This is a genomic window from Streptococcus sp. HMSC10E12 (assembly GCF_001807855.1).
GTDB lineage: Bacteria > Bacillota > Bacilli > Lactobacillales > Streptococcaceae > Streptococcus > Streptococcus salivarius.
Map to the genome: position 1 here is coordinate 183,046 of NZ_KV791104.1, position 25,193 is coordinate 208,238.

The following is a 25,193-nucleotide window of genomic DNA, read 5'->3' on the forward strand; positions in this document are numbered from 1 at the left end:
TGCTATAATAGAATAAAAATTTGTGTTAAGCGAGAAAAATATGAGTAAAATCAGAATTGTAACCGATTCGTCAATTACGATTGAACCAGAATTGGTTGAAAAATATAATATCACTGTTGTTCCATTGTCGGTTATGGTGGACGGTGTCATCTATTCAGATAGTGATCTTCGAGAAGAAGGCCGTTTCTTGGATATGATGAAGCATAGTAAAGAGTTACCAAAGACTAGCCAACCACCAGTAGGTTTGTTTGCTGAGACATATGAAAAGCTTGTCAAAGAAGGTGCGGAACAGATTGTGGCTATCCACATCATGCATACACTCTCTGGAACATGTGAAGCCTCACGTCAAGGAGCTAGCCTGTCAGGAGCAGATGTAACCGTTATCGATTCAGGCTTTACAGATCAGTGTCTCAAGTTTCAGGTTGTTGAAGCAGCTAAACTAGCTGAAGCAGGAGCAAGTCTTGATGAGATTGTAGCACATGTGGAAGAAGTAAAAAGTAAATCTGAACTTCATATCGGTGTGTCTACCCTTGAGAATCTTGTCAAAGGTGGCCGTATCGGACGTGTAACAGGTCTATTATCTTCATTGCTCAATATCCGTGTCATTATGGAGTTGAAAGACTATCAGTTAAATACCATTGCGAAGGGTCGTGGTGCTAAGACATTCACGAAATGGTTGGATTCTTATATTGATAGTATCAAGGATCGCAAAGTGGCAGAGATTGGTATTTCTTATGCAGGGACACCTGATTTTGCACATGAAATGGCTGAAAAACTTGAGGTTTTGGGTGCTCCAATTTCAATCCTTGAGACTGGTTCCATCATTCAAACGCACACTGGTGAAGGCGCCTTTGCCGTAACGGTTCGTTATGAATAAGTGGAAAGAATCAGAATTAGTTAGAAGCCTTGTAGGCTTCTTCTTGCTTTTTCTCTTATTTGTCGGCTTCTTCATTTTTGTAGTTCCTAGTGCGCATCAGTCATCAAAAATTGCAGAAAAGATAAAATCTATTAAAAATGAAAAGGTCACCTATGTTGCTATCGGTGATTCCCTTACGCAAGGTGTAGGTGATAGTAGTAATCAAGGGGGCTTTGTTCCTGTTTTGTCTCAGGCCTTAGAGTCAGATTTTGACTGGCAAGTGACCTCTCGCAACTATGGTATCGCAGGGAATACGAGCAATCAAATTCTCAAGAGAATGCAAGAAAAGAAGGATATTCAAAGAGATCTCAAGAAGGCTAAAGTGATGACTCTTACAGTTGGAGGTAATGATGTAATCCATGTCATTAAGGACAATATCACTAATCTTAATGTAGACACCTTCACTAAGCCAGCTCAGGCCTATCAAAAGAGATTAGGACAGATTATTGAGCTTGCTCGTAAGAATAATAAAACATTGCCAATTTATATTGTTGGTATTTACAATCCTTTTTATCTTAATTTTCCAGAGATGACAGAAATGCAAACTATCGTGGATAATTGGAACCAATCTACTGAAGAAGTGTGCAAGAAGTACGATAATGTCTATTTTGTTCCTGTAAATGATTTGCTTTATAAGGGAATTGACGGTAAGGGCGGTGTTACAAGCTCTGATGATTCGTCTCAGTCTAGTAAATCTTCTCAAGATAGCCTGAATGATGCTCTTTTTGAGGATGATCATTTTCATCCAAATAATACAGGTTATCAAATTATGTCAGATGCCATTTTGAAACGTATTAACCAAACAAAGAAGGAGTGGTCAGGTGAGTAAGATATGGAAGTGGTTATTTTTAGGACTCTTGGCCTTAAATCTAGCCTTAGTTAGTGTTGTGGCCTATAGAATCATGACTCCAGTGGAGACGACGAGTTCTGTATCCCTACCTAAGGGAGCAACTAAAATTGGTAAGTATAGTATGACTAGGGAGGAGCTTGACGCTGCTCTTACAGGCTTTGCCCAAGATTATTCGACCGATAAGATGCTTTTCAAGGTCAAGGTTACCAATTCTAAAATTGTTTTCGAAAGTAGCTATAAGGTTTTAGGTCATCCTGTTCCTCTTTATGTCTACTTTACGCCGGTTGTTAGTGAATCAGGAGCAATTGTACTTCATGTTTCTGAGCTTTCAGCTGGAACCTTGAAACTGCCTGTTTCGGATGTCCTTAAGATGATTAAACGTTCAACCAACCTTCCTGATTACATCGCCATCGATAGTAAGAAGGGAAAGGTTACCCTAAATATTCAGTCTATGAAGAATGAGAAGGGGATAACAGCACGTGCTCAAAGCCTTGATTTGGTTAATGACCGTATCGAATTTGACATCTATAAGACAATAAATTAAAAAGCCTTTACTTTTTGCAAAAAAGCGATTAAATTAGCGTTTATTACTTGACCTCATAGGCCTTTTAGGATAAGATAATACTTGTTCAAGCGCTAAAAAAACTATTCGCTTAGAAATAAATTGGAGGATTGTTACAATGGCTAACAAACAAGATTTGATCGCTAAAGTTGCAGAAGCAACTGAGCTTACTAAAAAAGATTCAGCAGCAGCTGTAGATGCAGTTTTCGCTTCTATCGAAGAATTCCTTGCTGCAGGTGAAAAAGTACAATTGATCGGTTTCGGTAACTTTGAAGTACGCGAACGCGCTGCTCGTCAAGGTCGTAACCCACAAACTGGTGAAGCTATCTCAATCGCAGCTTCTAAAGTTCCTGCATTTAAAGCTGGTAAAGCTCTTAAAGACGCAGTTAAATAATGTAAAAACCCCTAAGTTTTTAGGGGTTTTGATTTATACGAAATAAGTTAAGGAAATCTATGAAAACCATAACAGTGGTATTGATTTTTCTTTTGGTTTTTACTGTTATTAAACTATCAGGTATTGTTGCTATTAGCAAACTGATGAAGCCAAGTGAAAAACAAATCGAAGAAGCTCGTCAGAAACGTCTTCAAGCTGAGAAAGAGGGCAAGGATCCTTTTGAAGACTGGGATGAACGTGACGATGATGGTCTTGTCTAATAAGAGAATCCTCATCAAATAATAAAAAAGTTTGGAAGACCTTCCAAACTTTTTTTGTAGACTAGTCAATGTAGTGAAGTTTTCCTCGGAAGTCTTCAAGAGTTTCGTAACCTTTTTCTTCCATGATTTCTTTAAGTTCTTTAGTAATACGGTCAAAAACAGCGACACCTTCTTTTTGAAGGGCAGTACCCACTTGTACCATACTTGCACCACAGAGGATGTGTTCAAAGGCATCACGACCAGATTTGACACCACCAGTACCAATAATTTGGATTTCAGGTTTCAGACGTTGGTAGAAAGCGTGAACGTTTGCTAAGGCAGTAGGTTTGATGTAGTCACCCCCGATACCACCAAAACCATTCTTGGGTTTGATGACAACAGATTCATCTTCAATGTAAAGCCCATTACCAATTGAGTTCACACAGTTAACAAAGACAAGTGGGAATTGGTTGAACACTGCAGCAGCTTGGTCAAAGTGCACAATATCAAAATATGGTGGTAATTTCACACCAAGAGGTTTCGTAAAGTAAGAGAAGACCTCAGTTAGGATCTCGGTTGTTGTTTCAAAATCGTAAGCAATTTGAGGTTTACCTGGAACGTTAGGACATGAAAGGTTGAGTTCTACAAGCCCCTCGTAGTCACTTTCTTGAACTTTTTTAAGAATAGTATGCGTTTCCTCAGGTGAGAGACCAACAAGTGAAAGAAAATGATTTTTTGTATTGGGTTGCTTTTGCAATTCAATGACATAGTCAAGGTAGTATTCAAAACCGTTATTTGGCAAGCCCATTGAGTTGATTGACCCAAGAGGGACATTAACATAACGTGGTTCAGGATTACCAGGGCGGGCTTCAAGTGTCCCTGTTTTTGTGACGAATGAACCTGCAGCTGAAGCCTCGACCTCTGCCAATTCTCCCTTAGTCATACAATGAACACCCGCAGCATTCATAAGACAGTTAGAAAATGTAAACTGACCAACTTTTGTAGCAGTAGAAACCATAAGATCCTCCTTTAAAGATAACAATGTAAAATGTTACTAATTCATCTCATTTTAGCATGAATGAAGGCCTAAAACAAGGAAATAATGGATATGCAAAAGCATCTAAAGTGAATTTCTAATACCTTCGCTTTTGAGACTGACAGGATGTAATAGAATTTTACAGAATTTTTTGGATTATGCTAGCTTTTTCAAGGTTTTTTGGGTAGAATAGAGGGAGTAAATGGGTTTAACCCAAAATAAAAAGGAGACATAACTAATGGTAAAATTGGTTTTCGCTCGCCACGGTGAGTCTGAATGGAACAAAGCTAACCTTTTCACAGGTTGGGCTGACGTAGATCTTTCTGAAAAAGGTACTCAACAAGCTATCGACGCTGGTAAATTGATCAAAGAAGCTGGTATCGAATTTGATCAAGCATACACTTCAGTATTGAAACGTGCGATCAAAACAACTAACTTGGCTCTTGAAGCATCTGACCAACTTTGGGTTCCAGTTGAAAAATCATGGCGCTTGAACGAACGTCACTACGGTGGTTTGACTGGTAAAAACAAAGCAGAAGCTGCTGAACAATTTGGTGATGAGCAAGTTCACATTTGGCGTCGTTCATACGATGTATTGCCTCCAGCAATGGATCGTGATGATGAGCACTCAGCACACACTGACCGTCGTTACGCTTCACTTGACGATTCAGTAATTCCAGATGCTGAAAACTTGAAAGTTACTTTGGAACGTGCCCTTCCATTTTGGGAAGATAAAATCGCTCCAGCTCTTAAAGATGGTAAAAACGTATTCGTAGGTGCACACGGTAACTCAATCCGTGCCCTTGTTAAACACATCAAACAATTGTCAGACGACGAAATCATGGATGTTGAAATTCCAAACTTCCCACCATTGGTATTCGAATTTGACGAAAAATTGAACGTTGTTAACGAATACTACCTCGGAAAATAAGCTGAGATAAGTAGTTATCATTAACAATTAAAAAGTTGACTTCGGTCAGCTTTTTTCTTTTACTGAAAATAAATGTAAATAGTGGTCAGAAAAGTCAGTCAATTCAGTAATTTTTCCTTGACTTTCAAGTTGGAAAGATGTATCATATTAACCAAGATACATCGAAAGGAAATGAGTCAAATGACATTCGCAACTACAACTGTTTTGCTATTGCGTAATGAGGGCTAGTGCAAAAGCATTAGTCCTGTTTGGCTTACCAAGCGGGAGGTAAAAACATCTCGCTTGGGTTTCCGAGTGAGATGTTTTTTTACTACTATCGTTTTTACTTTTAGAAAGAGGATTGTCTATGCGTAAAGTTGAATTTTTTGATACAAGTCTTCGTGATGGGGAACAAACACCTGGAGTTAACTTCTCAATCAAAGAAAAAGTTGCCATTGCTAAGCAACTTGAAAAATGGGGAATTTCTGTAATCGAAGCAGGTTTCCCTGCAGCTAGTCCAGATTCATTTGAGGCAGTAAAACAAATTGCAGAAGCTATGACAACAACTTCTGTTACTGGTTTGGCTCGTTCAGTAAAATCTGATATTGATGCTTGTTATGAAGCTTTGAAAGATGCTAAGTATCCACAAATTCATGTCTTTATCGCAACAAGTCCGATTCATCGTGAGTTTAAATTGAAGAAATCAAAAGAAGAAATTCTTGAAGCTGTAAAAGAACATGTGTCATATGCACGTTCAAAATTTGAAGTTGTTGAGTTTTCTCCTGAAGATGCTACTCGTACTGAGCTTGATTTCTTGACTGAAGTTGTTCAAACAGCAGTTGATGCTGGTGCCTCATATATTAATATTCCTGATACAGTTGGCTTTACGACTCCAGAAGAGTTTGCACGTATTTTTGATCACTTGACTGAAAATATTAAATCAGATCATAAAGTTGTCTTTGGTGTTCACTGCCACGATGACCTTGGTATGGCAACTGCAAATACTTTGACAGCAATTAAACATGGTGCTGGACGTGTTCAGGGAACAGTCAATGGTATTGGTGAGCGTGCGGGTAATGTTGCTCTTGAAGAAGTAGCTGTTGCTTTGAAAATTCGTGAAGACTTCTTCCAAGCAACAAGTGATATTGTTCTTAATGAAACAATGAATACTTCAGAGCTTGTTTCTCGCTTCTCTGGAATTCCTGTTCCTAAAAATAAAGCTGTTGTTGGTGGAAATGCCTTCTCTCATGAATCAGGTATCCACCAAGATGGTGTTCTTAAGAACCCACAAACTTATGAAATCTTCACACCAGAATTGGTAGGTGTGAAGAGTAACAGTCTTCCTCTTGGTAAATTGTCAGGACGTCATGCCTTTGTTGAAAAATTGAAAGAACTTGAGCTTGACTTTGTTGAAGAAGATATCAAACCACTCTTTGCCAAATTTAAAGTCTTGGCTGGGAAAAAACATGATATCACAGATGCAGACATTCGTGCACTTGTTGCTGGTACTAGTGTAGATAATCCAGAAGGTTTCCACTTCGAAGATCTTCGCTTGACTACTAATGCTGATGAAACAATCACTGCTACAGTAAGCTTGGCTAATGAAGACGGTGAATCTGTAGAATTTTTGGCCAATGGTCAAGGGTCAGTTGAAGCTATCTTCAATGCTATTGACAAATTCTTCAACCAAACAGTTCGCTTGACTTCTTATAATATTGACGCTGTAACTGATGGTATTGATGCGCAAGCGCGTGTACTTGTAACTGTTGAAAATGTAGATACAGATACTATTTTCAATGCATCTGGTTTGGACTTTGATGTCTTGAAAGCATCAGCAATTGCCTATATCAATGCTAATACATTGGTTCAAAAAGAAAATGCTGGTGAGATGGCACGTAAAGTTTCTTATCGTGACCTTCCATAAGCCAAAGAGGATTTAAACATGACAAAGAAAATTGTAACACTTTCAGGTGATGGAATTGGACCTGAGATTATGGCAGCGGGTCTTGAAGTTCTTGAAAAAGTAGCTTCAAAAATTGGATTTGATTATGACATTGATGCTAAACCATTTGGTGGTGCTGGTATTGATGCCGAAGGTCATCCACTTCCTAAGTCAACTTTGGATGCTGCTAAATCAGCAGATGCTATCCTCTTGGCTGCAATTGGTGGACCTAAATATGACAATGCGCCAGTTCGTCCTGAGCAAGGACTCTTGGCCATTCGTAAAGAGTTGAATCTCTTTGCTAATATCCGTCCTGTCCGCATCTTTGATGCTTTGAAACACTTGTCACCTCTTAAACCTGAGCGTATCGAAGGAGTAGACTTCGTCGTTGTTCGTGAGCTTACAGGTGGTATTTACTTTGGTGAACATATTCTCGAAGAAGATAAGGCTCGTGATATCAATGATTATTCAGCAGATGAGATTCGTCGTATCATGCGTCGTGCTTTCAAGATTGCCCAAGGTCGTGGCAAAAAGGTCACTAGTATTGATAAACAAAATGTATTGGCAACTTCTAAATTGTGGCGTAAGATTGCTGATGAAGTTTCTTTGGAGTTTCCAGATGTAACTCTTGAACACCAACTCGTCGATAGTGCGGCAATGATCATGATTACCAACCCAGCTCGTTTTGACGTGGTTGTGACAGAAAACCTTTTTGGAGATATCTTGTCTGATGAATCAAGTGTCCTTCCAGGAACTTTAGGTGTTATGCCATCTGCTAGTCATTCTGAAAATGGTCCGAGTCTTTATGAACCAATCCATGGTTCAGCACCAGACATCGCTGGTCAAGGTATCGCCAACCCAATTTCAATGATTTTATCAGTAGCTATGATGTTGCGTGAAAGTTTCAATGAAACTGAAGGGGCAGAATTGATTGAAAATGCTGTTGATAAGACCTTGAATCAAGGTATCTTGACACGTGATTTGGGTGGTCAGGCTTCGACTGCTGAAATGACAGCAGCTATTATTAGCAATCTCTAAACTCATGACACTAAAACTAGTGTTACTAAGTGTTTTGTTGGTATGGAATCTCCTTGTTTTATGTGTTTATGGACTTGATAAAAGAAAGGCTATTCGACATAAGAGACGGATTTCTGAGAAGGTATTATTATTGCAGACCCTTATTTTTGGTGGTATCGGTGCCTTTATAGGTGGAAGACTTTTTAGACACAAAATTAACAAATGGTACTTTAAGCTTTGCTGGCTTATAGGAATTGTTATGGATGTTCTTCTTTTATACCTTATCCTAACGAAACTTTCGGATTAACCAATCCTTAGATAATAATTGGAGTATTTTATGAGCGGAAAATCAATTTTTGATAAACTTTGGGAACGTCACGTTGTTACTGGGAACGAGGGCGAACCACAATTGATGTATGTGGATCAACATTATATTCACGAGGTTACAAGTCCACAAGCCTTTCAAGGACTTCGTGATGCTGGACGTAAAGTTCGTCGCCCAGATCTAACTTTCGGTACGACAGACCACAACGTTCCTACGGTTGATATTTTTAACATTCGTGACCTTATTTCTAAAAACCAAATTGATACTTTGGCAAAAAACGTTGAAGAATTTGGTATTGATGCGGCTACCCACGGTACTGCTCGTCAGGGGATTGTCCACATGGTTGGTCCTGAAACAGGTCGCAGTCAACCCGGTAAATTTGTCGTCTGTGGAGATAGTCATACGGCTACGCACGGTGCCTTTGGTGCTATTGCCTTTGGTATTGGTACATCTGAGGTAGAACATGTCTTTGCGACACAATGTTTGTGGCAAGTGAAACCTAAGAAAATGAAGGTTGAATTTGTTGGTAAACCTCAGCCAGGTGTCTATTCAAAAGACTTTATTCTTGCACTTATTGCACGCTATGGCGTTGATGCTGGTGTAGGATACGCGGTTGAATATTGTGGTGAAGCAATTGATGCCCTTTCAATGGATGAACGCATGACTATTTGTAACATGTCTATTGAATTTGGTGCTAAGATGGGTCTTATGAATCCAGACCAAAAAACTTATGACTATGTAGAAGGTCGTCCATGCGCACCTAAGGGTGAGAAGTTCGAAGAAGCAGTAGCTGACTGGAAAACCTTGGTCTCAGATCCGGATGCTGAATATGATAAAGAGATTATTATTGATGTTTCAGAATTGGCGCCTATGGTTACATGGGGAACTAACCCTGAAATGGGTGTTGAGTTTGATCAGCCATTCCCAGAAATCAAGGACTTTAATGATGAACGTGCCTATGAGTATATGGACGTTAAGCCTGGTGAATATGCTAAAGATATCGATCTTGGCTATGTCTTTATCGGTTCTTGTACCAATGCACGTCTCAGCGACCTTGAGTTAGCTGCTAAATTCGTTAAAGGAAAACATATTGCACCAACATTGACTGCTATTGTTGTTCCAGGTTCACGTCCAGTTAAGAAAGAGGCTGAACGTCTTGGTTTGGATAAAATTTTCTTGGATGCGGGATTTGAATGGCGCGATCCAGGTTGCTCAATGTGTCTTGGTATGAACCCAGACCATGTTCCAGAAGGCGTGCACTGTGCCTCTACAAGTAACCGTAACTTCGAGGGACGTCAAGGATATGGAGCTCGTACTCACCTTTGTAGTCCAGCAATGGCAGCAGCTGCAGCAATCGCTGGTAAATTTGTAGATGTACGTGATATGCCAGAAGTTCAAGCATAAGGGAGAAGATAATGGAAAAATTTACCGTCTATACAGGGAAATCAGTACCTTTGATGAATGATAACATCGATACGGACCAACTCATTCCCAAACAATTCTTGAAAGCTGTTGATAAAAAAGGTTTTGGTAAGAATTTGATGTTTGAATGGCGTTATCTTAACGATAACTATGATGAAAATCCTGATTTCGTCTTCAATAAACCTGAGTATCGCGATGCGACCATTTTGGTTACTGGTGATAACTTTGGTTCAGGATCATCTCGTGAACACGCTGCATGGGCATTGGAAGACTACGGTTTCCGCTGTGTTATCGCTGGATCATTTTCAGATATCCACTATAACAATGAATTGAAAAATGGTATGTTGCCAATCGTTCAACCCTTGGAAGTACGTCAAAAATTGGCTTCACTTCCTGCAGGTGAAGAAATTACGATTGATCTTCCAAACCAAGTCATTAAATCTTCAGTAGGAGAGTTTCCATTTGATATCGATCATGAGTGGAAACGTAAATTGGTTGAAGGGCTTGATGATATTGGAATCACGCTTCAATATGAAGATTTGATTGCTGCCTATGAAAAACAACGCCCATCATATTGGCAATAAGGGACTAAGTTGTTTTTCTAAACTTTGATATTCAATCTTGCTATCAAAAGCAATGATGTGTTAGTAAAAAAATAATGATCACTTAAAAGAATGAGATAAAGACAATATCTAAAATGTTGTTCTATCTCATTCTTTTTGTTTGAAACAGTTGATATGGTAGAGGCGTTTTTACTAGTAGCGTATGCTATAATAGAAAGATAGAAAGGAGGCCTTCATGTTTGCACAATTGGACACAAAATCTGTCTATAGTTTCATGGATAGTGTTGTAGATTTGACCACCTACATTAAGCGTGCCAAAGAGCTTGGCTATCAGTCCCTTGGTTTGATGGATCGTGACAATCTCTATGCTGCTTATCATTTTGCCCAGATTGCAAGTAGACACGGTTTACATCCTTTGATTGGTATGGAAGCTAATCTGTTTTACGAGGGAAGAAAAATTCCTTTTCGTCTATTAGCTAAAAATAATCAAGGCTATAAAAATTTGATGAAGTTGGCAACAGAGCTCTCCTCAGGACAGCGTGAGTTTACAGCTTTCTCGGACTATCTTAATGATATTGCCCTCATCCTTCCAAGTGAAGACTGGGAGCCAGGGATGACTCTTGGTTCAGAGGTTTTCATTGGGGTAAGGCCAGAAGACGCTGGCAAAGAGTTTGATTATCCTGTAGTTCCCTTACATACAGTGCGTTACTTTGAGAATTCAGACCGCTCGACGATTCAGATGTTGCATGCCATCTCGCAAAACGTTTCCTTGTCAGAGGCCTCTATTTGTCCTATGAATCAGCTTCTTTTCTCGCCTCAAGAAATCGAAAGTGCGTATAGTGATATTCCAGAGGCTTTGAACAATTTGGAGCAACTTGTTTCAGACATTACTTATCAATTTGATACGGATTTGAAGCTTCCACGTTTTAATCGAGATATGCCTGCTGTTGACCAATTACGTCAATTAGCTCAATCTGGATTGGAGTCTAAAAAGTTAACATCACCAGTTTATCAGGAACGTTTAGACAAAGAATTGTCTATCATTCATCAGATGGGCTTTGATGATTATTTCTTGATTGTCTGGGACTTGTTACGCTTTGGGCGTAGCCGTGGTTATTATATGGGAATGGGACGTGGATCTGCTGCAGGAAGCTTGGTGGCCTATGTTCTTGACATTACTGGAATTGATCCCGTTAAAAATGACTTGCTTTTCGAGCGTTTCCTAAATGAAGAGCGTTATAGCATGCCTGATATTGATATCGACTTGCCTGATATCTATCGAAGCGAGTTTCTTCATTATGTTAGGGACCGTTATGGTAGTAAGCACTCTGCTCAGATTGTTACCTTTTCAACCTTTGGAGCCAAGCAGGCTATTCGAGATGTTTTTAAACGTTTTGGTGCTAAGGAATTTGAACTGTCCCAACTAAGTAAAAAGATTTCTTTTCGTGATAACTTGACCTCTGTCTATGAGAAGAATATGTCATTCAGACAGCTGATTAATCAGAGACAGGAATTTCAGAGGGCATTTGAAATTGCTAAGGCTATTGAAGGCCAGCCAAGACAAACCTCAATTCATGCTGCCGGTATAGTGATGAGTGATGATGACCTGACTAATCATATTCCTCTAAAAGCTGGTGAGGATATGATGGTTACTCAGTACGATGCCTCCGCAGTTGAGGCCAATGGCTTGCTTAAGATGGATTTCTTGGGTCTCCGTAATTTGACCTTTGTTCAAAAAATGAAAGAGAAGCTAGAAGAAGAGCAGGGCATCACTATTGATATCAAATCCATTGACTTGGAAGATCCACAGACCCTAGCACTTTTTGCCAGTGGTAAGACAAAGGGAATTTTTCAGTTTGAGCAGGCAGGTGCCATAAACCTCCTTAAACGAATTAAACCTGCTAAGTTCGAAGAAGTCGTAGCGACAACCTCACTTAACCGTCCTGGAGCCAGCGATTATACAGATAATTTCATTGCTCGTAAGTATGGTAAGGAAAAAGTAGATCTGATTGATCCAGTAGTTGCACCAATCCTTGAGCCTACTTATGGCATCATGCTCTATCAGGAGCAGGTTATGCAGATTGCCCAAGTATTTGCGGGCTTTACACTTGGAAAAGCCGATTTGCTTCGTCGAGCGATGTCTAAAAAAGATGCCAATGAAATGTCCAAGATGTCCGAACAATTCATGGAAGGAAGTCGTCAGTTAGGACGTGACCCACAGATTGCTGAAAGACTCTTTAGTATGATGGCTAAGTTTGCGGGTTATGGCTTTAATAGAAGTCATGCCTATGCCTACTCAGCTTTGGCCTTTCAGTTAGCCTATTTCAAAACGCACTACCCACAGATATTCTATGACGTTATGTTGAATTATTCATCTAGTGATTACATTAAGGATGCAATTGAAAATGGCTTCTCCCTAGCTAGACTCGATATTAATAGGATTCCCTATCTGGACAAGATTTCAGATGGCAAGATCGTATTAGGCCTTAAGACTATCAAAGGCTTGCCAAGAGATTTTTCCCTTTGGATTATTGAGGATCGCAAACAAAATGGCAAATACATTTCTATAGAAGACTTTTTGACACGTATTCCTAGCAAATATCAGAAAGTCGATAGTCTGACACCTCTTATTCAAATTGGTTTGTTTGATATTTTTGAACCAAACCGTCAGAAAATCATTGGCAATTTAAACAACCTCTTTACTTTTGTCAATGAGTTAGGAAGTTTGTTTGCAGAGTCCTCTTATTCTTGGGTTGATTATGAAGACTATAGCCAGACGGATCGTTATAATTTAGAACAGGAGTTACTAGGAGTTGGGCTTAGTCCTCATCCTTTACACCTAGCTCAAAAAATGGCCTCTCGTCCCTATCAACCAATTTCTGATTTGACGGTTAATACTAAGGCGACGGTTTTGGTTCAGCTAGAGTCCGTTCGAATTATCAGAACTAAAAAAGGTGATCAGATGGCCTTTCTGAACGTAACTGATGGGATCAATAAACTTGATGTTACTCTATTCCCAGAAACTTATTTCTATCATAAGGATAAATTAAGTGAAGGTGGTCTCTTTTATCTTGATGGGCGGACCCAGGAGCGTGATGGACGCATTCAGTTAATTTTGTCCAACATGGAGGAAGCTAGTACGGAGCGTTTCTGGATTTTACTTGAGAATCATGATCAGGACTTAGACGTTTCTCAAATCTTAGCTAAGTATCCTGGAAACATCCCTGTAATTATTCGTTATCAAGGAAGTAAGGAAACCATCGTTAGTCAAAGATATAGAGTATCCAAGAACGAGGAACTTAATCAGGAATTAGCACCTTATGTGTTGAAAACGGTTTTACGATAAAAAAAACAATAAATCTTTTCAAATTTAAAGCCATTTAGAATTCTTTATGTTATAATGAAAATGTTAAATATATAAAAGGAGTATCAGGAATAATGAAACGTATTGCTGTTTTGACTAGTGGTGGAGATGCCCCTGGTATGAACGCTGCCGCTCGCGCAGTTGTTCTCAAAGCAATTTCTGAAGGAATTGAAGTATTCGGCATTAACCGTGGATACGCTGGTATGGTTGAAGGAGATATCTTCCAACTTGATGCCAAAGGCGTAGACAACATCCTCAGCCGTGGTGGTACTTTCCTTCAGTCTGCTCGCTATCCTGAGTTTGCCCAACTTGAGGGTCAACTTAAAGGTATTGAGCAACTTAAAAAACATGGAATCGAAGGTGTAGTAGTTATTGGTGGAGATGGTTCTTACCATGGTGCTATGCGTTTGACTGAACATGGTTTCCCAGCTGTTGGTCTTCCAGGAACTATCGATAACGATATCGTTGGTACAGACTATACAATTGGTTTTGATACTGCTGTTGCAACTGCAACAGAAGCTATCGATAAAATTCAAGACACTGCTTTCAGTCACGGACGTACTTTTGTCGTTGAAGTTATGGGACGTCACGCTGGTGATATCGCTCTTTGGGCTGGTATCGCTTCTGGTGCAGACCAAATTATCGTACCTGAAGAAGAGTACGACATCAACGAAGTTGTCCGTAAAGTTAAAGAAGGTTACGAATCAGGTGTTAAAACTCACCACGTAATCGTACTTGCTGAAGGTGTTATGGGTGCTGAAGAATTTGCAGCTAAAATGAAAGAAGCTGGAGATACTTCAGATCTTCGTGCAACAAACATTGGACACGTGGTTCGTGGTGGTTCGCCAACTCCGCGTGACCGTGTTCTTGCTTCATGGATGGGTGCTCATGCGGTTGACCTCCTTAAACAAGGTATTGGTGGTGTAGCTGTTGGTATCCACAATGAAGAGCTTGTTGAAAGCCCAATCCTTGGTACAGCAGAAGAAGGCGCTTTGTTCAGTCTTACTGAAGACGGTAAAATTATCGTTAACAATCCACACAAAGCTCGTCTTGACTTTGCAGACCTTAACCGTTCATTGGCTAACTTGAGCTAATCTCGGTTATTTAAATTATTGTTAATCCGTCGCTAGGGCGACAAAAAATATAAGGGAGTTTTTATTTATCATGAATAAACGCGTAAAAATCGTTGCAACACTTGGTCCTGCGGTTGAAATCCGTGGCGGCAAAAAATTTGGTGAAGATGGTTACTGGGGTGAAAAACTTGACCGTGAAGCATCTGCTAAAAACATTGCTCAATTGATCAAGGAAGGTGCCAACGTTTTCCGTTTCAACTTCTCACATGGTGACCACGCTGAACAAGGTGAACGTATGGATGTCGTTCGTATGGCAGAAGACCTTGCTGGTCAAAAAGTAGGTTTCCTTCTTGATACAAAAGGACCTGAAATGCGTACTGAATTGTTCGAAGGTGATGCTAAAGAGTATGCATACAAAACTGGTGAACAAATTCGTGTTGCTACTAAACAAGGTATCAAATCAACTCGCGACGTTATCGCTTTGAACGTTGCAGGTGCACTTGACGTTTTTGACGATGTAGAAGTTGGTAAACAAGTTCTTATCGATGATGGTAAACTTGGTCTTCGTGTTGTAGACAAAGATGCTGAAAAACGTGAATTCATCGTTGAAGTTGAAAATGATGGTATCATCGCTAAACAAAAAGGTGTAAACATCCCTTACACTAAAATTCCTTTCCCAGCACTTGCTGAACGTGATAACGCTGATATCCGTTTTGGTCTTGAACAAGGTCTTAACTTTATCGCTATCTCATTCGTACGTACTGCAAAAGACGTACAAGAAGTTCGTGCTATCTGTGAAGAAACTGGTAACGGTCATGTTCAATTGTTGGCTAAAATCGAAAACCAACAAGGTATCGATAACATCGATGAAATCATCGAAGCTGCTGACGGTATCATGATCGCTCGTGGTGACATGGGTATCGAAGTACCATTCGAAATGGTTCCAGTTTACCAAAAAATGATCATCACTAAAGTAAACGCTGCTGGTAAAGTTGTTGTTACAGCTACTAACATGCTTGAAACAATGACAGAAAAACCACGTGCAACTCGTTCTGAAGTATCTGACGTATTTAACGCAGTTATCGATGGTACAGATGCTACAATGCTTTCTGGTGAGTCTGCAAATGGTAAATACCCAGTTGAATCAGTTCGTACAATGGCTACAATTGATAAAAACGCTCAAACTCTTCTTAAAGAGTATGGTCGTCTTGATTCATCAACATTTGACCGTTCAACTAAGACTGAAGTAGTTGCATCTGCAGTTAAAGATGCTACTAACTCAATGGATATCAAACTTATTGTTGCTCTTACTGAATCAGGTAACACTGCTCGTTTGATTTCTAAATACCGTCCAGAAGCTGATATCTTGGCTGTAACATTCGATGAAATTACTCAAAAATCATTGATGCTTAACTGGGGTGTTATTCCAGTAGTTACTGAAAAACCAAGCTCAACTGATGATATGTTTGATGTTGCTGAAAAAGTTGCATTGGAATCAGGTCTTGTAGAATCTGGTGACAACATTGTTATCGTTGCTGGTGTTCCAGTAGGTACAGGTGGTACAAACACTATGCGTATCCGCACAGTAAAATAATTTAAGTAGAACTTAAATTGAAAGAAGGTCTTTAGGATCTTCTTTTTTTGGCTCTATAATCGATTTAGTAGGTTAAACTATTGAAGAGATTATAGAGCTTTTTTCCTAGGTAGCTAAATCAATTGGATAATAATAACAAGTGAAGAATATCATATTTATTCCAAATGGTTTAAAGCAAGATGGCTGATTTGGTTTGTATTTTAAACAGATTTAGTTCTAAGTATCATATGGCCTAGAAGATATTTAGAGAAGAGGGGAATAATCTTTTCAAAGAAATATTGCTTTTCTTGAAAACAACAGGATAAAAAATGTCGTTAAATAGGCTTCTAAACTATAGTTAAGATGGTTATAAGCTATATTTTTTAGAAGGACTGAGTAGATAACCAACCATTTTTATTTCAATAATGACTTACTAATTTAAAAGTTCTAATGAATTATTAATTCTGAAAATCGATTTTTGAAAAAAATGAAATCATAAGTTTCTTTTTACTGACAATTCTAAATGCAAATAATTATAAAATTATTAATTGAAATATTTATAAAAATATCGATATCTATAATCATTCTATTGTTTACATGATTATTTTTAAGTGAACCTTATAAAAAATTTGAAAATAAGAGCATTTCTTTTCACAAATATTAGGAATTTTGTTAAAATATTTAACGATTAGTATTTTTAAATACTTTTAATCTCATTGAGGGGTGAGATACTTAATAGTATAAGTGTGGAGGATTACCAAAGTGGGTAAAGATTTATTTAATGATCGTATAAGTCGATTTTCGATTCGTAAGCTGAATGTAGGGGTTTGCTCCGTTCTTCTTGGAACTCTGGTTATGGTTGGTACTGCTAGTCAAGTATCTGCCGATGAAACAGCTAACCAAGTCCAAGCAGGAGATGTAGCTAGCACTACTGCTACAGTGAGTGATGAGACATCTTCTCAGAATGCTGTTGCTGCTCAAGCTTCGACGGAAGTCGCAAATATTTTATCTAGTACTGAGACTAATAGTCAGTCTCAAACCGTTTCAAATGCTAGCGCAGCTACTTCTGAAACGTCTACAACACAAGCTTCTAGTGAGACAACATCTCAAGCAGCTTCGTCAACGTCAGCAACTACTGCAGCATCTACCACTAGTGTTGCTGGCTCTACAAGTGTAGGCAATACTACGGGAGTTTCAACGACAGCCTCTGTTACATCAGCATCATCTGAAACACCTGCTTCAGAAACAGCATCTGAAGCACAAGGTGTGGACGTTCAAGCAGAAGCTTCTACAACGAATGCTCTTTCAAGTGGTGCCGAAGCGTCTGCTGTAGTGCAACCTGTTGTAACAGCAGAAACTTCTGGTCGCCGTCGTACACGTCGTGCCCTTGGTGATGCCAATGATCCAAACTTGATTGGTGATGATGTTGAAGACGCAACCTCAACTCCAAAAGTTGAAAAACCAGGCTTTACTACAAATGTTGATGCCAAATCAATGGCTAGCCAAATCTCATGGTTGGACTTTGGAGATGTAGCTAACTGGACAGGAACTACTACAGTATTAGTTCCTAAAAGTGAAGTTAAACCAACTGAGAACTTAGAAGAAAAATTGGCTCTTCAAGTTGGGTCTACCTATACCAAGGAAATCATGCCTGGTTATGTAGTTACTGTAAAAGTCAAATCTTTGAAACCTTTCCAAGCGACTGAAATCTATAAGAAACGGATGGAAAATCAAGGGGCTACAGAAGCTGAAAAAGCAACCTATGATCCAAATGCAAAAAATGGTTATGTAAGTGGAGTCACTTCAAATGCTGCTAAGCAAGCTTTTAACAATGGTGAAGAGGCCAAAATCGTCGCTGATGCCCAAAATAATTGGACTGAAATCAGATTTGAGAATATTGATACGAAAACCAAGAAGACTACCATAAGTTCAGCTTTGAATGGTGGAAATATTGGAGTTCAGTTTGAAATCTCTGCAACCTTCCGTGGTAAGACAGTTAAGCCAGCTATTGTTATGGCTGATGGGGAGTCTGCTAACCCAGGTGAATTAGTTATGTTTACTACCAATGGAGAAGGTTGGCAGCATATTGGAGAATGGAAAAAGTTTACCAGACCAAGTACTTCTGTAACATATTCACCACAAGATACTGAAAATCTTTTTGGACCTAATCCTAAATTTAATAATACCAACTTAAACCAACTTCGTAGATCTACTCAAGTTGGACCAGAAAAGAAACCAGTAGCTTGGAAGTATTTTGGAAATCCTGACCAAGTTACAGGTGGTCTAGGAACCGGTATCTTTGGACCAAACATTTCTGAAGGTAATTATACTGTTCCAATCGTTATGACGCGTGGTGCCTCTGAAGTTGGACTTTATGTCGCTTCAGGTGGTAAACAGTCAGCAATGCTAGGATTCTTCCCAATTGATGAAGGGGACGCTCCTGAGTCATACGGAAAAGCTATGCATACCATTGCAACTGTAGATGGTATAACTGGTGCTAAAGTAAATCAACCATATATTGGTAATGTGAGCCCAGATATGGATGAGAATACTGTTCTTGACTGGTTCGGTGATGATAAGGCAACTACGGCCGATGAAGGAATTGACCAATTGCTTCCAGATGAGCTTAAAGGTTCAACCAATGAGATGATCAAGATGGACCGTACACGCCCAGGGAACTACAAGCTGTCAGTAGAAGCTCATACAGATGGAGCCTCAGAAGCACATATCTATGGTTGGGTAGACTTTAACCAAAATGGTAAATTCGATGAGGATGAACGCTCAAATCTCGCTACAATCACACAAGATGGCACTGTTGAGTTGACCTTTGCAAATAGCAAGACTTATATCGACCCTAGCGTTAAAGAACTAGGTGCTCGTGTTCGTATTGCCAAGAAAGCTACCGAGATTGAGAGCCCAACTGGTATGGCCTTCTCAGGGGAAGTGGAAGACTTCAGAACTCAAATTACGCACCCACCAAAAGGGGAATTCAAGGAAACAAGTGGTCCTCAAGGGGCGAAGCAAACTGCAACTGTAACCTTTACAGCACGTGGAGAACACAAGTATGAGCTTAATTCTAGTGCCGTTATTGACGAAACGGTAGAACCATACATCGTTGATAAAGATGGCAACCGTGCTACTCTTGATGGGGACGGTTACTATGTCGTTCCAGGACAAGGTAAGTACAAGATTACTGCCAACGGTAAAGATGTAGACGTTGAATTTATTCCTGAAGATAACTTCCTTGGAACAGCTGATGGTATTTCTATCCGTCGTTCAGATAACAACGGTTATGATACTGGTTGGTCAACAAAATTCCCAGATCAAGAACCAAACATTAATGGTCAGTTGAATACCATGGATGGTCAATACGTTCCAACAGTCACTCCAATTGAAATCGAAGGAGTTGACAAAACTTCGACTGATGTTCAAGGGGCGACTCAAAAAGAAACTCCGACCTTTAACACAACTGAGACTAACTCAAATGGTGACAAGATTGCAATCACTCCAAGTGCAGAATATCCTGCTAAGTTGGTGGATCCTGCCACAGGTCTCACTACTGATGCGCCATCTGTAACAGTTGAAGGGGAAGGAACTTATACGATTAATCCTTCAACGGGTGAAGTAACCTTCACTCCAGATCCAAGCTTTACTGGTACAGCAAAAGGTGTGGAAGTTACATTGTCAGCGCCAGTTGGTAGAAACAAAGATGGTAAGATCCAACAGGATTACATCAAGACTGCAACAGCTAAGTACACACCAACAGTCACACCAATCACAGTGACTCCTACAGACAAGGTTTCTGCGGATGTTCAAAACGTTCCTCAAACCCAAACACCAACCTTTGATTTGAGTAATGATAAGACTGCTGAAATCACAAGCAAGAAATTGGTGGATCCAGCAACTGGTCAACCAACTGATGAAACAACTGTAACAGTAGCAGGAGAAGGTAGCTATACTATCGACCCAACGACTGGAGCAGTAACATTTACGCCAGAAAAAGACTTTGTTGGTACTGCAAAAGGAGTAACTGTTCAGGCAACAGCTACTATTACAAATGCTAACGGTAAGACTGCAACCATTACTTCAGATGCGACCTACACACCAACTGTTGTAGCTGCTGTTCCAACAGCTCAACCAGCTACATCTAAAGATGTTCAAGGTGCAACGCAAACAGGGACACCAACCTTTGCAGGAACTACTGTCCAAGTAAACGGTGAAGATAAAGCTATTACAATCAAAGATAATAGCTACACGCTTTTGGATAATGATGGCAATGAAGTGACAAGTACACCAGCTTATGCTGCTGATGGTACAACTGAAATCGGTACTTACTCTATCGATTCAGCTACTAGTCAAGTCACTTTCACACCGACTGATAAATCATACACAGGTGTGGTAACTCCAGCCAAGGTTCAAGCGGAAAGTTCAAACGGTATCAAGGTGGATACAACATACACACCTGAAATCGTTCCAGTAACACCGACAGCAACACCAGCTGAAACAGAAGATATCCAAGGTGCAACGCAAACTGGTAAACCTGAATTTAAGGGCGGAACTGTAACAGTAGATGGCGTTGAGAAAACAGTAGCGATTAATGAAGCTGTTCCAGCGACCTTCGATGATGGTTCAACGACTAAGACAGTAGACGGCGTTGGTACTTACACAGTAGCAGCAGACGGAACAGTTACATTCGTACCTGAAAAATCATTCGTTGGAACTGCACCAGCAGTGACGGTTGTTCGTGAAGATAAGAACGGAACCAAAGCCTCTGCAACTTATACACCAACTGTGACTCCAGTAACTCCAACGGCAACACCAGTTGAAACTACAGATATCCAAGGTGCTACACAAACTGGTAAACCTGTATTTACTGAGGGTAATAGCCGTGTGCCGATGAATGATGATGTTGCTGCAACATTTGACGATGGCTCAACGACTAAGACTGTTGACGGCGTTGGTACTTACACAGTGGCAGCAGACGGAACCGTAACCTTCGTTCCTGAGAAATCATTTACTGGAACAGCACCAGCAGTGACGGTTGTTCGTGAAGACATGAACGGTACTAAAGCTTCTGCGACATATACACCAACAGTAACCCCAGTAACACCGACTGCAGAAGATACAACATCTACAGGTAAACAAGGACAAACCCAAACAGGTAAGCCTAAATTTACTGAAGGCAACAGCCGTGTGCCAATGAATGATGACGTTCCAGCTATTTTTGATGATGGTTCAACTACCAAGACAGTCGATGGCGTTGGTACTTACACGGTGGCTTCAGACGGTACAGTTACATTCGTCCCTGAAAAATCATTCACAGGTAAAGCACCAGCCGTAACAGTTGTTCGTGAAGATAAGAACGGAACAAAAGCTTCTGCAACTTACACACCAACTGTAACTCCAGTAACTCCAACTGCAACACCTGCTGAATCTACTGGACCTCAAGGTTTGGTTCAAACAGGTACAGTAACCTTCACTGAAGGTGATGAAGTAGCACCAATCGACAAGGATACCATTACTCTTCTTGATGAAAATGGTCAACCAGCAACATCTGTAGTTGCTAAGTCACCAGAAGGTAAAGAAATTGGTACCTTCACCGTTGATAAAGATACAGGTGTTGTGACCTTCACACCAACGGATAAATCTTATTCCGGCGATGTTGTCCCAGTTAAGGTTCAAGCTGCGGATACTAACGGTACAACAGTAGAAACAACTTACACACCTAAGATTACTCCAGTTGTTCCAACATCTGAAGATGCTACATCAACTGATATCCAAGGTCAAACTCAAACAGGTAAACCAACCTTCACGGAAGGCAATCCAAATGTTCCAATTGATGAGGATACACCAGCTACCTTCGAAGATGGTTCAACGACTAAGACAGTAGATGGAGAAGGTACATACACTGTTTCTCCAGATGGAACCGTAACTTTCGTCCCAGAAAAATCATTCACTGGAACTGCTTCAGGCGTAACAGTGAAACGTGTTGATAAGAACGGTACTGAAATCACAGCTAAATACACACCAACTGTGACACCAGTAACCCCAACAGCTGCACCAGCTGAATCAACAGACATCCAAGGGGCAACCCAAACAGGCAAACCTGAATTCACTGAAGGCGATAGCCGTGTGCCTATGAACGACGCTGTTCCAGCAACATTTGATGATGGATCAACTACGAAGACTGTAGATGGTGTTGGTACTTACACAGTAGCAGCTGATGGAACAGTAACCTTTGTACCAGAAAAATCATTTGTTGGAACTGCACCTGCTGTAACTGTTGTTCGTGAAGATAAGAACGGAACCAAAGCTTCTGCGACTTACACACCAACAGTTACACCGGTAACACCAACTGCGACACCAGCTGAAACAACAGGTGTTCAAGGTGCAACCCAATCTGGCAAACCAACCTTCACTGAAGGTAATAACCGTGTACCAATGAATGATGACGTTCCAGCAACCTTCGATGATGGATCTACTTCTAAGACTGTTGATGGCGTTGGTACTTATACAGTAGCTGCAGACGGAACTGTAACATTTGTTCCAGAACCAAGCTTTACTGGTACTGCACCAGCTGTAACAGTAGTTCGTGAAGATAAGAACGGAACTAAAGCATCTGCAACTTACACACCAACTGTTAATCCAGTCACTCTTACTCCAACAAATAAAGTTTCTGAAGACATTCAAAATATTCCTCAAACTGAAACTCCAACATTTGCTTTGAGTGATGATGAGACTGCTCAAATTACAAGTAAGAAATTGATTGACCCTGCAACAGGTCAACCAACAGATGAAACAACTGTAACAGTAGCAGGTGAAGGTACTTACACAATCGATCCTACTACCGGAGCAGTAACCTTTACTCCTGAAAAAGACTTTGTCGGAACTGCAACTGGCGTGAAAATTCAAGCAATAGCGACGATTACAAATGAAGATGGTAAGACTTCAACCATCACTTCAGATGCAAGTTACACACCAACAGTTGTAGCAGCTGTTCCAACAGCTAAACCAGCTACATCTAAAGATATCCAAGGTGCGACACAAACTGGAACACCAACCTTTGAAGGTGCAACTGTTCAAGTAAATGGTCAAGATAAAGCTATTACAATCAAAGATAATAGCTACACACTTTTGGACAAAGATGGTAATGAAGTGGCGACTACGCCAGCCTATGCTGAAGATGGTACAACTGAAATCGGTACGTACTCAATTGATCCAGCAACTGGACAAGTGACCTTCACACCAACTGATAAATCTTATACAGGTAAGGTAACGCCTGTTAAGGTTCAAGCTGAAAGCTCAAATGGCATCAAGGTGGATACAACCTACACACCTGAAATTGTTCCAGTAACCCCAACAGCTACACCAGCTGAAACAACGGATATTCAAGGTGCTACTCAAACAGGTAAACCTGAATTCAAGGGTGGAACCGTAACAGTTGATGGCGTTGAGAAAACGGTAGAAATCAATGAAGATGTTCCAGCCACATTTGACGATGGCTCAACAACTAAGACAGTTGATGGCGTTGGTACTTATACAGTAGCTGCAGACGGAACTGTTACATTTGTTCCTGAGAAATCATTTACTGGAACTGCTCCAGCAGTGACGGTTGTTCGTGAAGATAAGAACGGAACCAAAGCTTCTGCAACTTACACACCAACTGTAACTCCTGTCACACCGACAGCTACACCAGCTGAAACAACTGATATTCAAGGTGCAACTCAAACAGGTAAGCCTGTATTTACTGAAGGCGATAGTCGTGTGCCAATGAACGATGATGTTCCAGCAACATTTGATGATGGCTCAACTACCAAGACAGTTGAGGGAGTTGGTACTTACACAGTAGCTTCAGACGGAACAGTTACTTTCGTTCCTGAGAAATCATTCGTCGGAACTGCACCAGCAGTGACAGTTGTCCGCGAAGATAAGAACGGAACAAAAGCTTCTGCAACCTACACACCAACTGTAACACCGGTAACACCAACTGCAGAAGATACAACATCTACTGACAAACAAGGTCAAACGCAAACAGGTACACCAACCTTCACACCAGGTAATCCAAATGTTCCAATGGATGATGATACACCTGCAACATTTGAAGATGGCTCAACAACCAAGAACATTCCAGGTGAAGGAACTTACACTGTTGCTCCAGACGGAACCGTAACATTTGTTCCAGAAAAATCATTCACAGGAACAGGTACAGGCGTAACTGTGAAACGTGTTGATAAGAATGGTACACCAGTTACAGCTAAGTACACACCAACTGTAACTCCAGTAACTCCTACAGCAACTCCAGCTGAATCAGAAGCCCCTCAAGGTGTGGTTCAAACTGGAACTGTAACCTTCACAGAAGGTGATCCAGTTGCGCCAATCGACAAAGATACCATTACTCTTCTTGATGAAAATGGCCAACCAGCAGCATCAGTAGATGCGAAATCACCAACAGGTGATGTGATCGGTACCTTCACAGTTGATAAAGAAACTGGTGTTGTAACCTTCACACCAACTGATAAATCATACTCAGGTGAAGTCGTTCCAGTTAAAGTTCAAGCCAAAGACACAAACGGAACTGTTGCTGAAACAACCTACACACCTAAGATTACTCCGGTTGTACCAACTGCTGACCCTGCAACATCTACAGATATCCAAGGTAAAACTCAAACAGGTACACCAAGCTTCAAACCTGGTAACCCTGCAATCCCAATGGATGATGATGTTCCAGCAACCTTTGAAGATGGAACAACTACGAAGACCATTCCAGGCGAAGGAACTTACACAGTTGCTCCAGACGGAACAGTAACCTTCGTACCAGAAAAATCATTCACAGGAACAGGTAAAGGTGTAACCGTGAAACGTGTTGATAAGAACGGTACTCCAGTTACTGCAACATACACACCAACTGTAACTCCAGTTACACCAACTGCTGAACCAACAACATCAACAGGTAAACAAGGTCAAACTCAAACAGGTAAGCCTGAATTTACTGAAGGTGACAGCCGTG

16 protein-coding genes are annotated in these 25,193 nt (G+C 40.4%); 15 read left to right on the forward strand and 1 reads right to left on the reverse strand.

Annotated elements, in window-relative coordinates; translation table 11 throughout:
* Positions 1-40: 40 nt before the first annotated feature.
* The 5 genes from HMPREF3112_RS07610 (at position 41) to HMPREF3112_RS07630 (ending at position 2,982) form a co-directional block, all read left to right on the forward strand.
* Positions 41-877: a DegV family protein gene (locus HMPREF3112_RS07610; RefSeq protein ID WP_048674592.1), complete on the forward strand. Its 837-nt coding sequence runs from the start codon at positions 41-43 to the stop codon at positions 875-877.
* Positions 870-1,745 (forward strand): SGNH/GDSL hydrolase family protein, encoded by an 876-nt coding sequence (locus HMPREF3112_RS07615; protein WP_048674595.1) that lies wholly within the window; start codon positions 870-872, stop codon positions 1,743-1,745. Before HMPREF3112_RS07610 ends, HMPREF3112_RS07615 begins: the two co-directional genes overlap by 8 nt.
* A complete protein-coding gene (locus tag HMPREF3112_RS07620; RefSeq protein WP_048674598.1) occupies positions 1,738-2,310 on the forward strand; it encodes a YpmS family protein in 573 nt (190 codons plus the stop codon). Before HMPREF3112_RS07615 ends, HMPREF3112_RS07620 begins: the two co-directional genes overlap by 8 nt.
* Positions 2,311-2,446: 136 nt before the next feature.
* Positions 2,447-2,722, forward strand: coding sequence for an HU family DNA-binding protein (locus HMPREF3112_RS07625; protein ID WP_002884048.1), 276 nt, complete (start codon positions 2,447-2,449; stop codon positions 2,720-2,722).
* A gap of 59 nt (positions 2,723-2,781) precedes the next feature.
* The gene (locus HMPREF3112_RS07630) at positions 2,782-2,982 is read left to right on the forward strand and encodes a hypothetical protein (protein ID WP_002883994.1); all 201 of its coding nucleotides are present in this window, start codon (positions 2,782-2,784) and stop codon (positions 2,980-2,982) included.
* Between the two features lie 61 nt (positions 2,983-3,043).
* On the opposite strand, the gene HMPREF3112_RS07635 is transcribed toward HMPREF3112_RS07630, so the two are convergent.
* On the reverse strand, positions 3,044-3,979 hold the full coding sequence (locus HMPREF3112_RS07635; RefSeq protein ID WP_048674600.1) for a dihydroorotate oxidase: 936 nt from the start codon (positions 3,977-3,979) through the stop codon (positions 3,044-3,046).
* Between the two features lie 256 nt (positions 3,980-4,235).
* Between HMPREF3112_RS07635 and HMPREF3112_RS07640 the strand changes: the two genes are divergently transcribed.
* From HMPREF3112_RS07640 to HMPREF3112_RS07685, 10 genes are all read left to right on the forward strand, one after another.
* A complete protein-coding gene (locus tag HMPREF3112_RS07640) occupies positions 4,236-4,928 on the forward strand; it encodes a phosphoglycerate mutase (RefSeq protein WP_002884137.1) in 693 nt (230 codons plus the stop codon).
* A 346-nt stretch (positions 4,929-5,274) separates the two neighbouring features.
* Complete coding sequence (locus tag HMPREF3112_RS07645; RefSeq protein ID WP_004182645.1) at positions 5,275-6,831, forward strand: 2-isopropylmalate synthase; 1,557 nt, start codon at positions 5,275-5,277, stop codon at positions 6,829-6,831.
* An 18-nt stretch (positions 6,832-6,849) separates the two neighbouring features.
* Positions 6,850-7,887: a 3-isopropylmalate dehydrogenase gene (gene leuB / locus HMPREF3112_RS07650; protein ID WP_002884071.1), complete on the forward strand. Its 1,038-nt coding sequence runs from the start codon at positions 6,850-6,852 to the stop codon at positions 7,885-7,887.
* 4 nt (positions 7,888-7,891) lie between these two features.
* On the forward strand, positions 7,892-8,173 hold the full coding sequence (locus HMPREF3112_RS07655) for a DUF1294 domain-containing protein (RefSeq protein WP_037604432.1): 282 nt from the start codon (positions 7,892-7,894) through the stop codon (positions 8,171-8,173).
* A 30-nt stretch (positions 8,174-8,203) separates the two neighbouring features.
* Positions 8,204-9,595 (forward strand): 3-isopropylmalate dehydratase large subunit, encoded by a 1,392-nt coding sequence (gene leuC / locus HMPREF3112_RS07660; protein WP_002884120.1) that lies wholly within the window; start codon positions 8,204-8,206, stop codon positions 9,593-9,595.
* Positions 9,596-9,606: 11 nt separating this feature from the next.
* Entirely contained in the window at positions 9,607-10,197 is a 591-nt protein-coding gene (gene leuD / locus HMPREF3112_RS07665) for a 3-isopropylmalate dehydratase small subunit (protein ID WP_070439047.1), read from the forward strand.
* Positions 10,198-10,411: 214 nt separating this feature from the next.
* Entirely contained in the window at positions 10,412-13,522 is a 3,111-nt protein-coding gene (locus HMPREF3112_RS07670; protein ID WP_070439050.1) for a DNA polymerase III subunit alpha, read from the forward strand.
* 92 nt (positions 13,523-13,614) lie between these two features.
* Positions 13,615-14,634 (forward strand): 6-phosphofructokinase, encoded by a 1,020-nt coding sequence (gene pfkA, locus HMPREF3112_RS07675; protein WP_002884051.1) that lies wholly within the window; start codon positions 13,615-13,617, stop codon positions 14,632-14,634.
* 70 nt (positions 14,635-14,704) lie between these two features.
* Positions 14,705-16,207: a pyruvate kinase gene (gene pyk / locus HMPREF3112_RS07680; protein ID WP_002884118.1), complete on the forward strand. Its 1,503-nt coding sequence runs from the start codon at positions 14,705-14,707 to the stop codon at positions 16,205-16,207.
* 741 nt (positions 16,208-16,948) lie between these two features.
* Positions 16,949-25,193: CshA/CshB family fibrillar adhesin-related protein (locus HMPREF3112_RS07685; protein WP_141738665.1), on the forward strand; the 8,245-nt coding region annotated here is incomplete at its 3' end.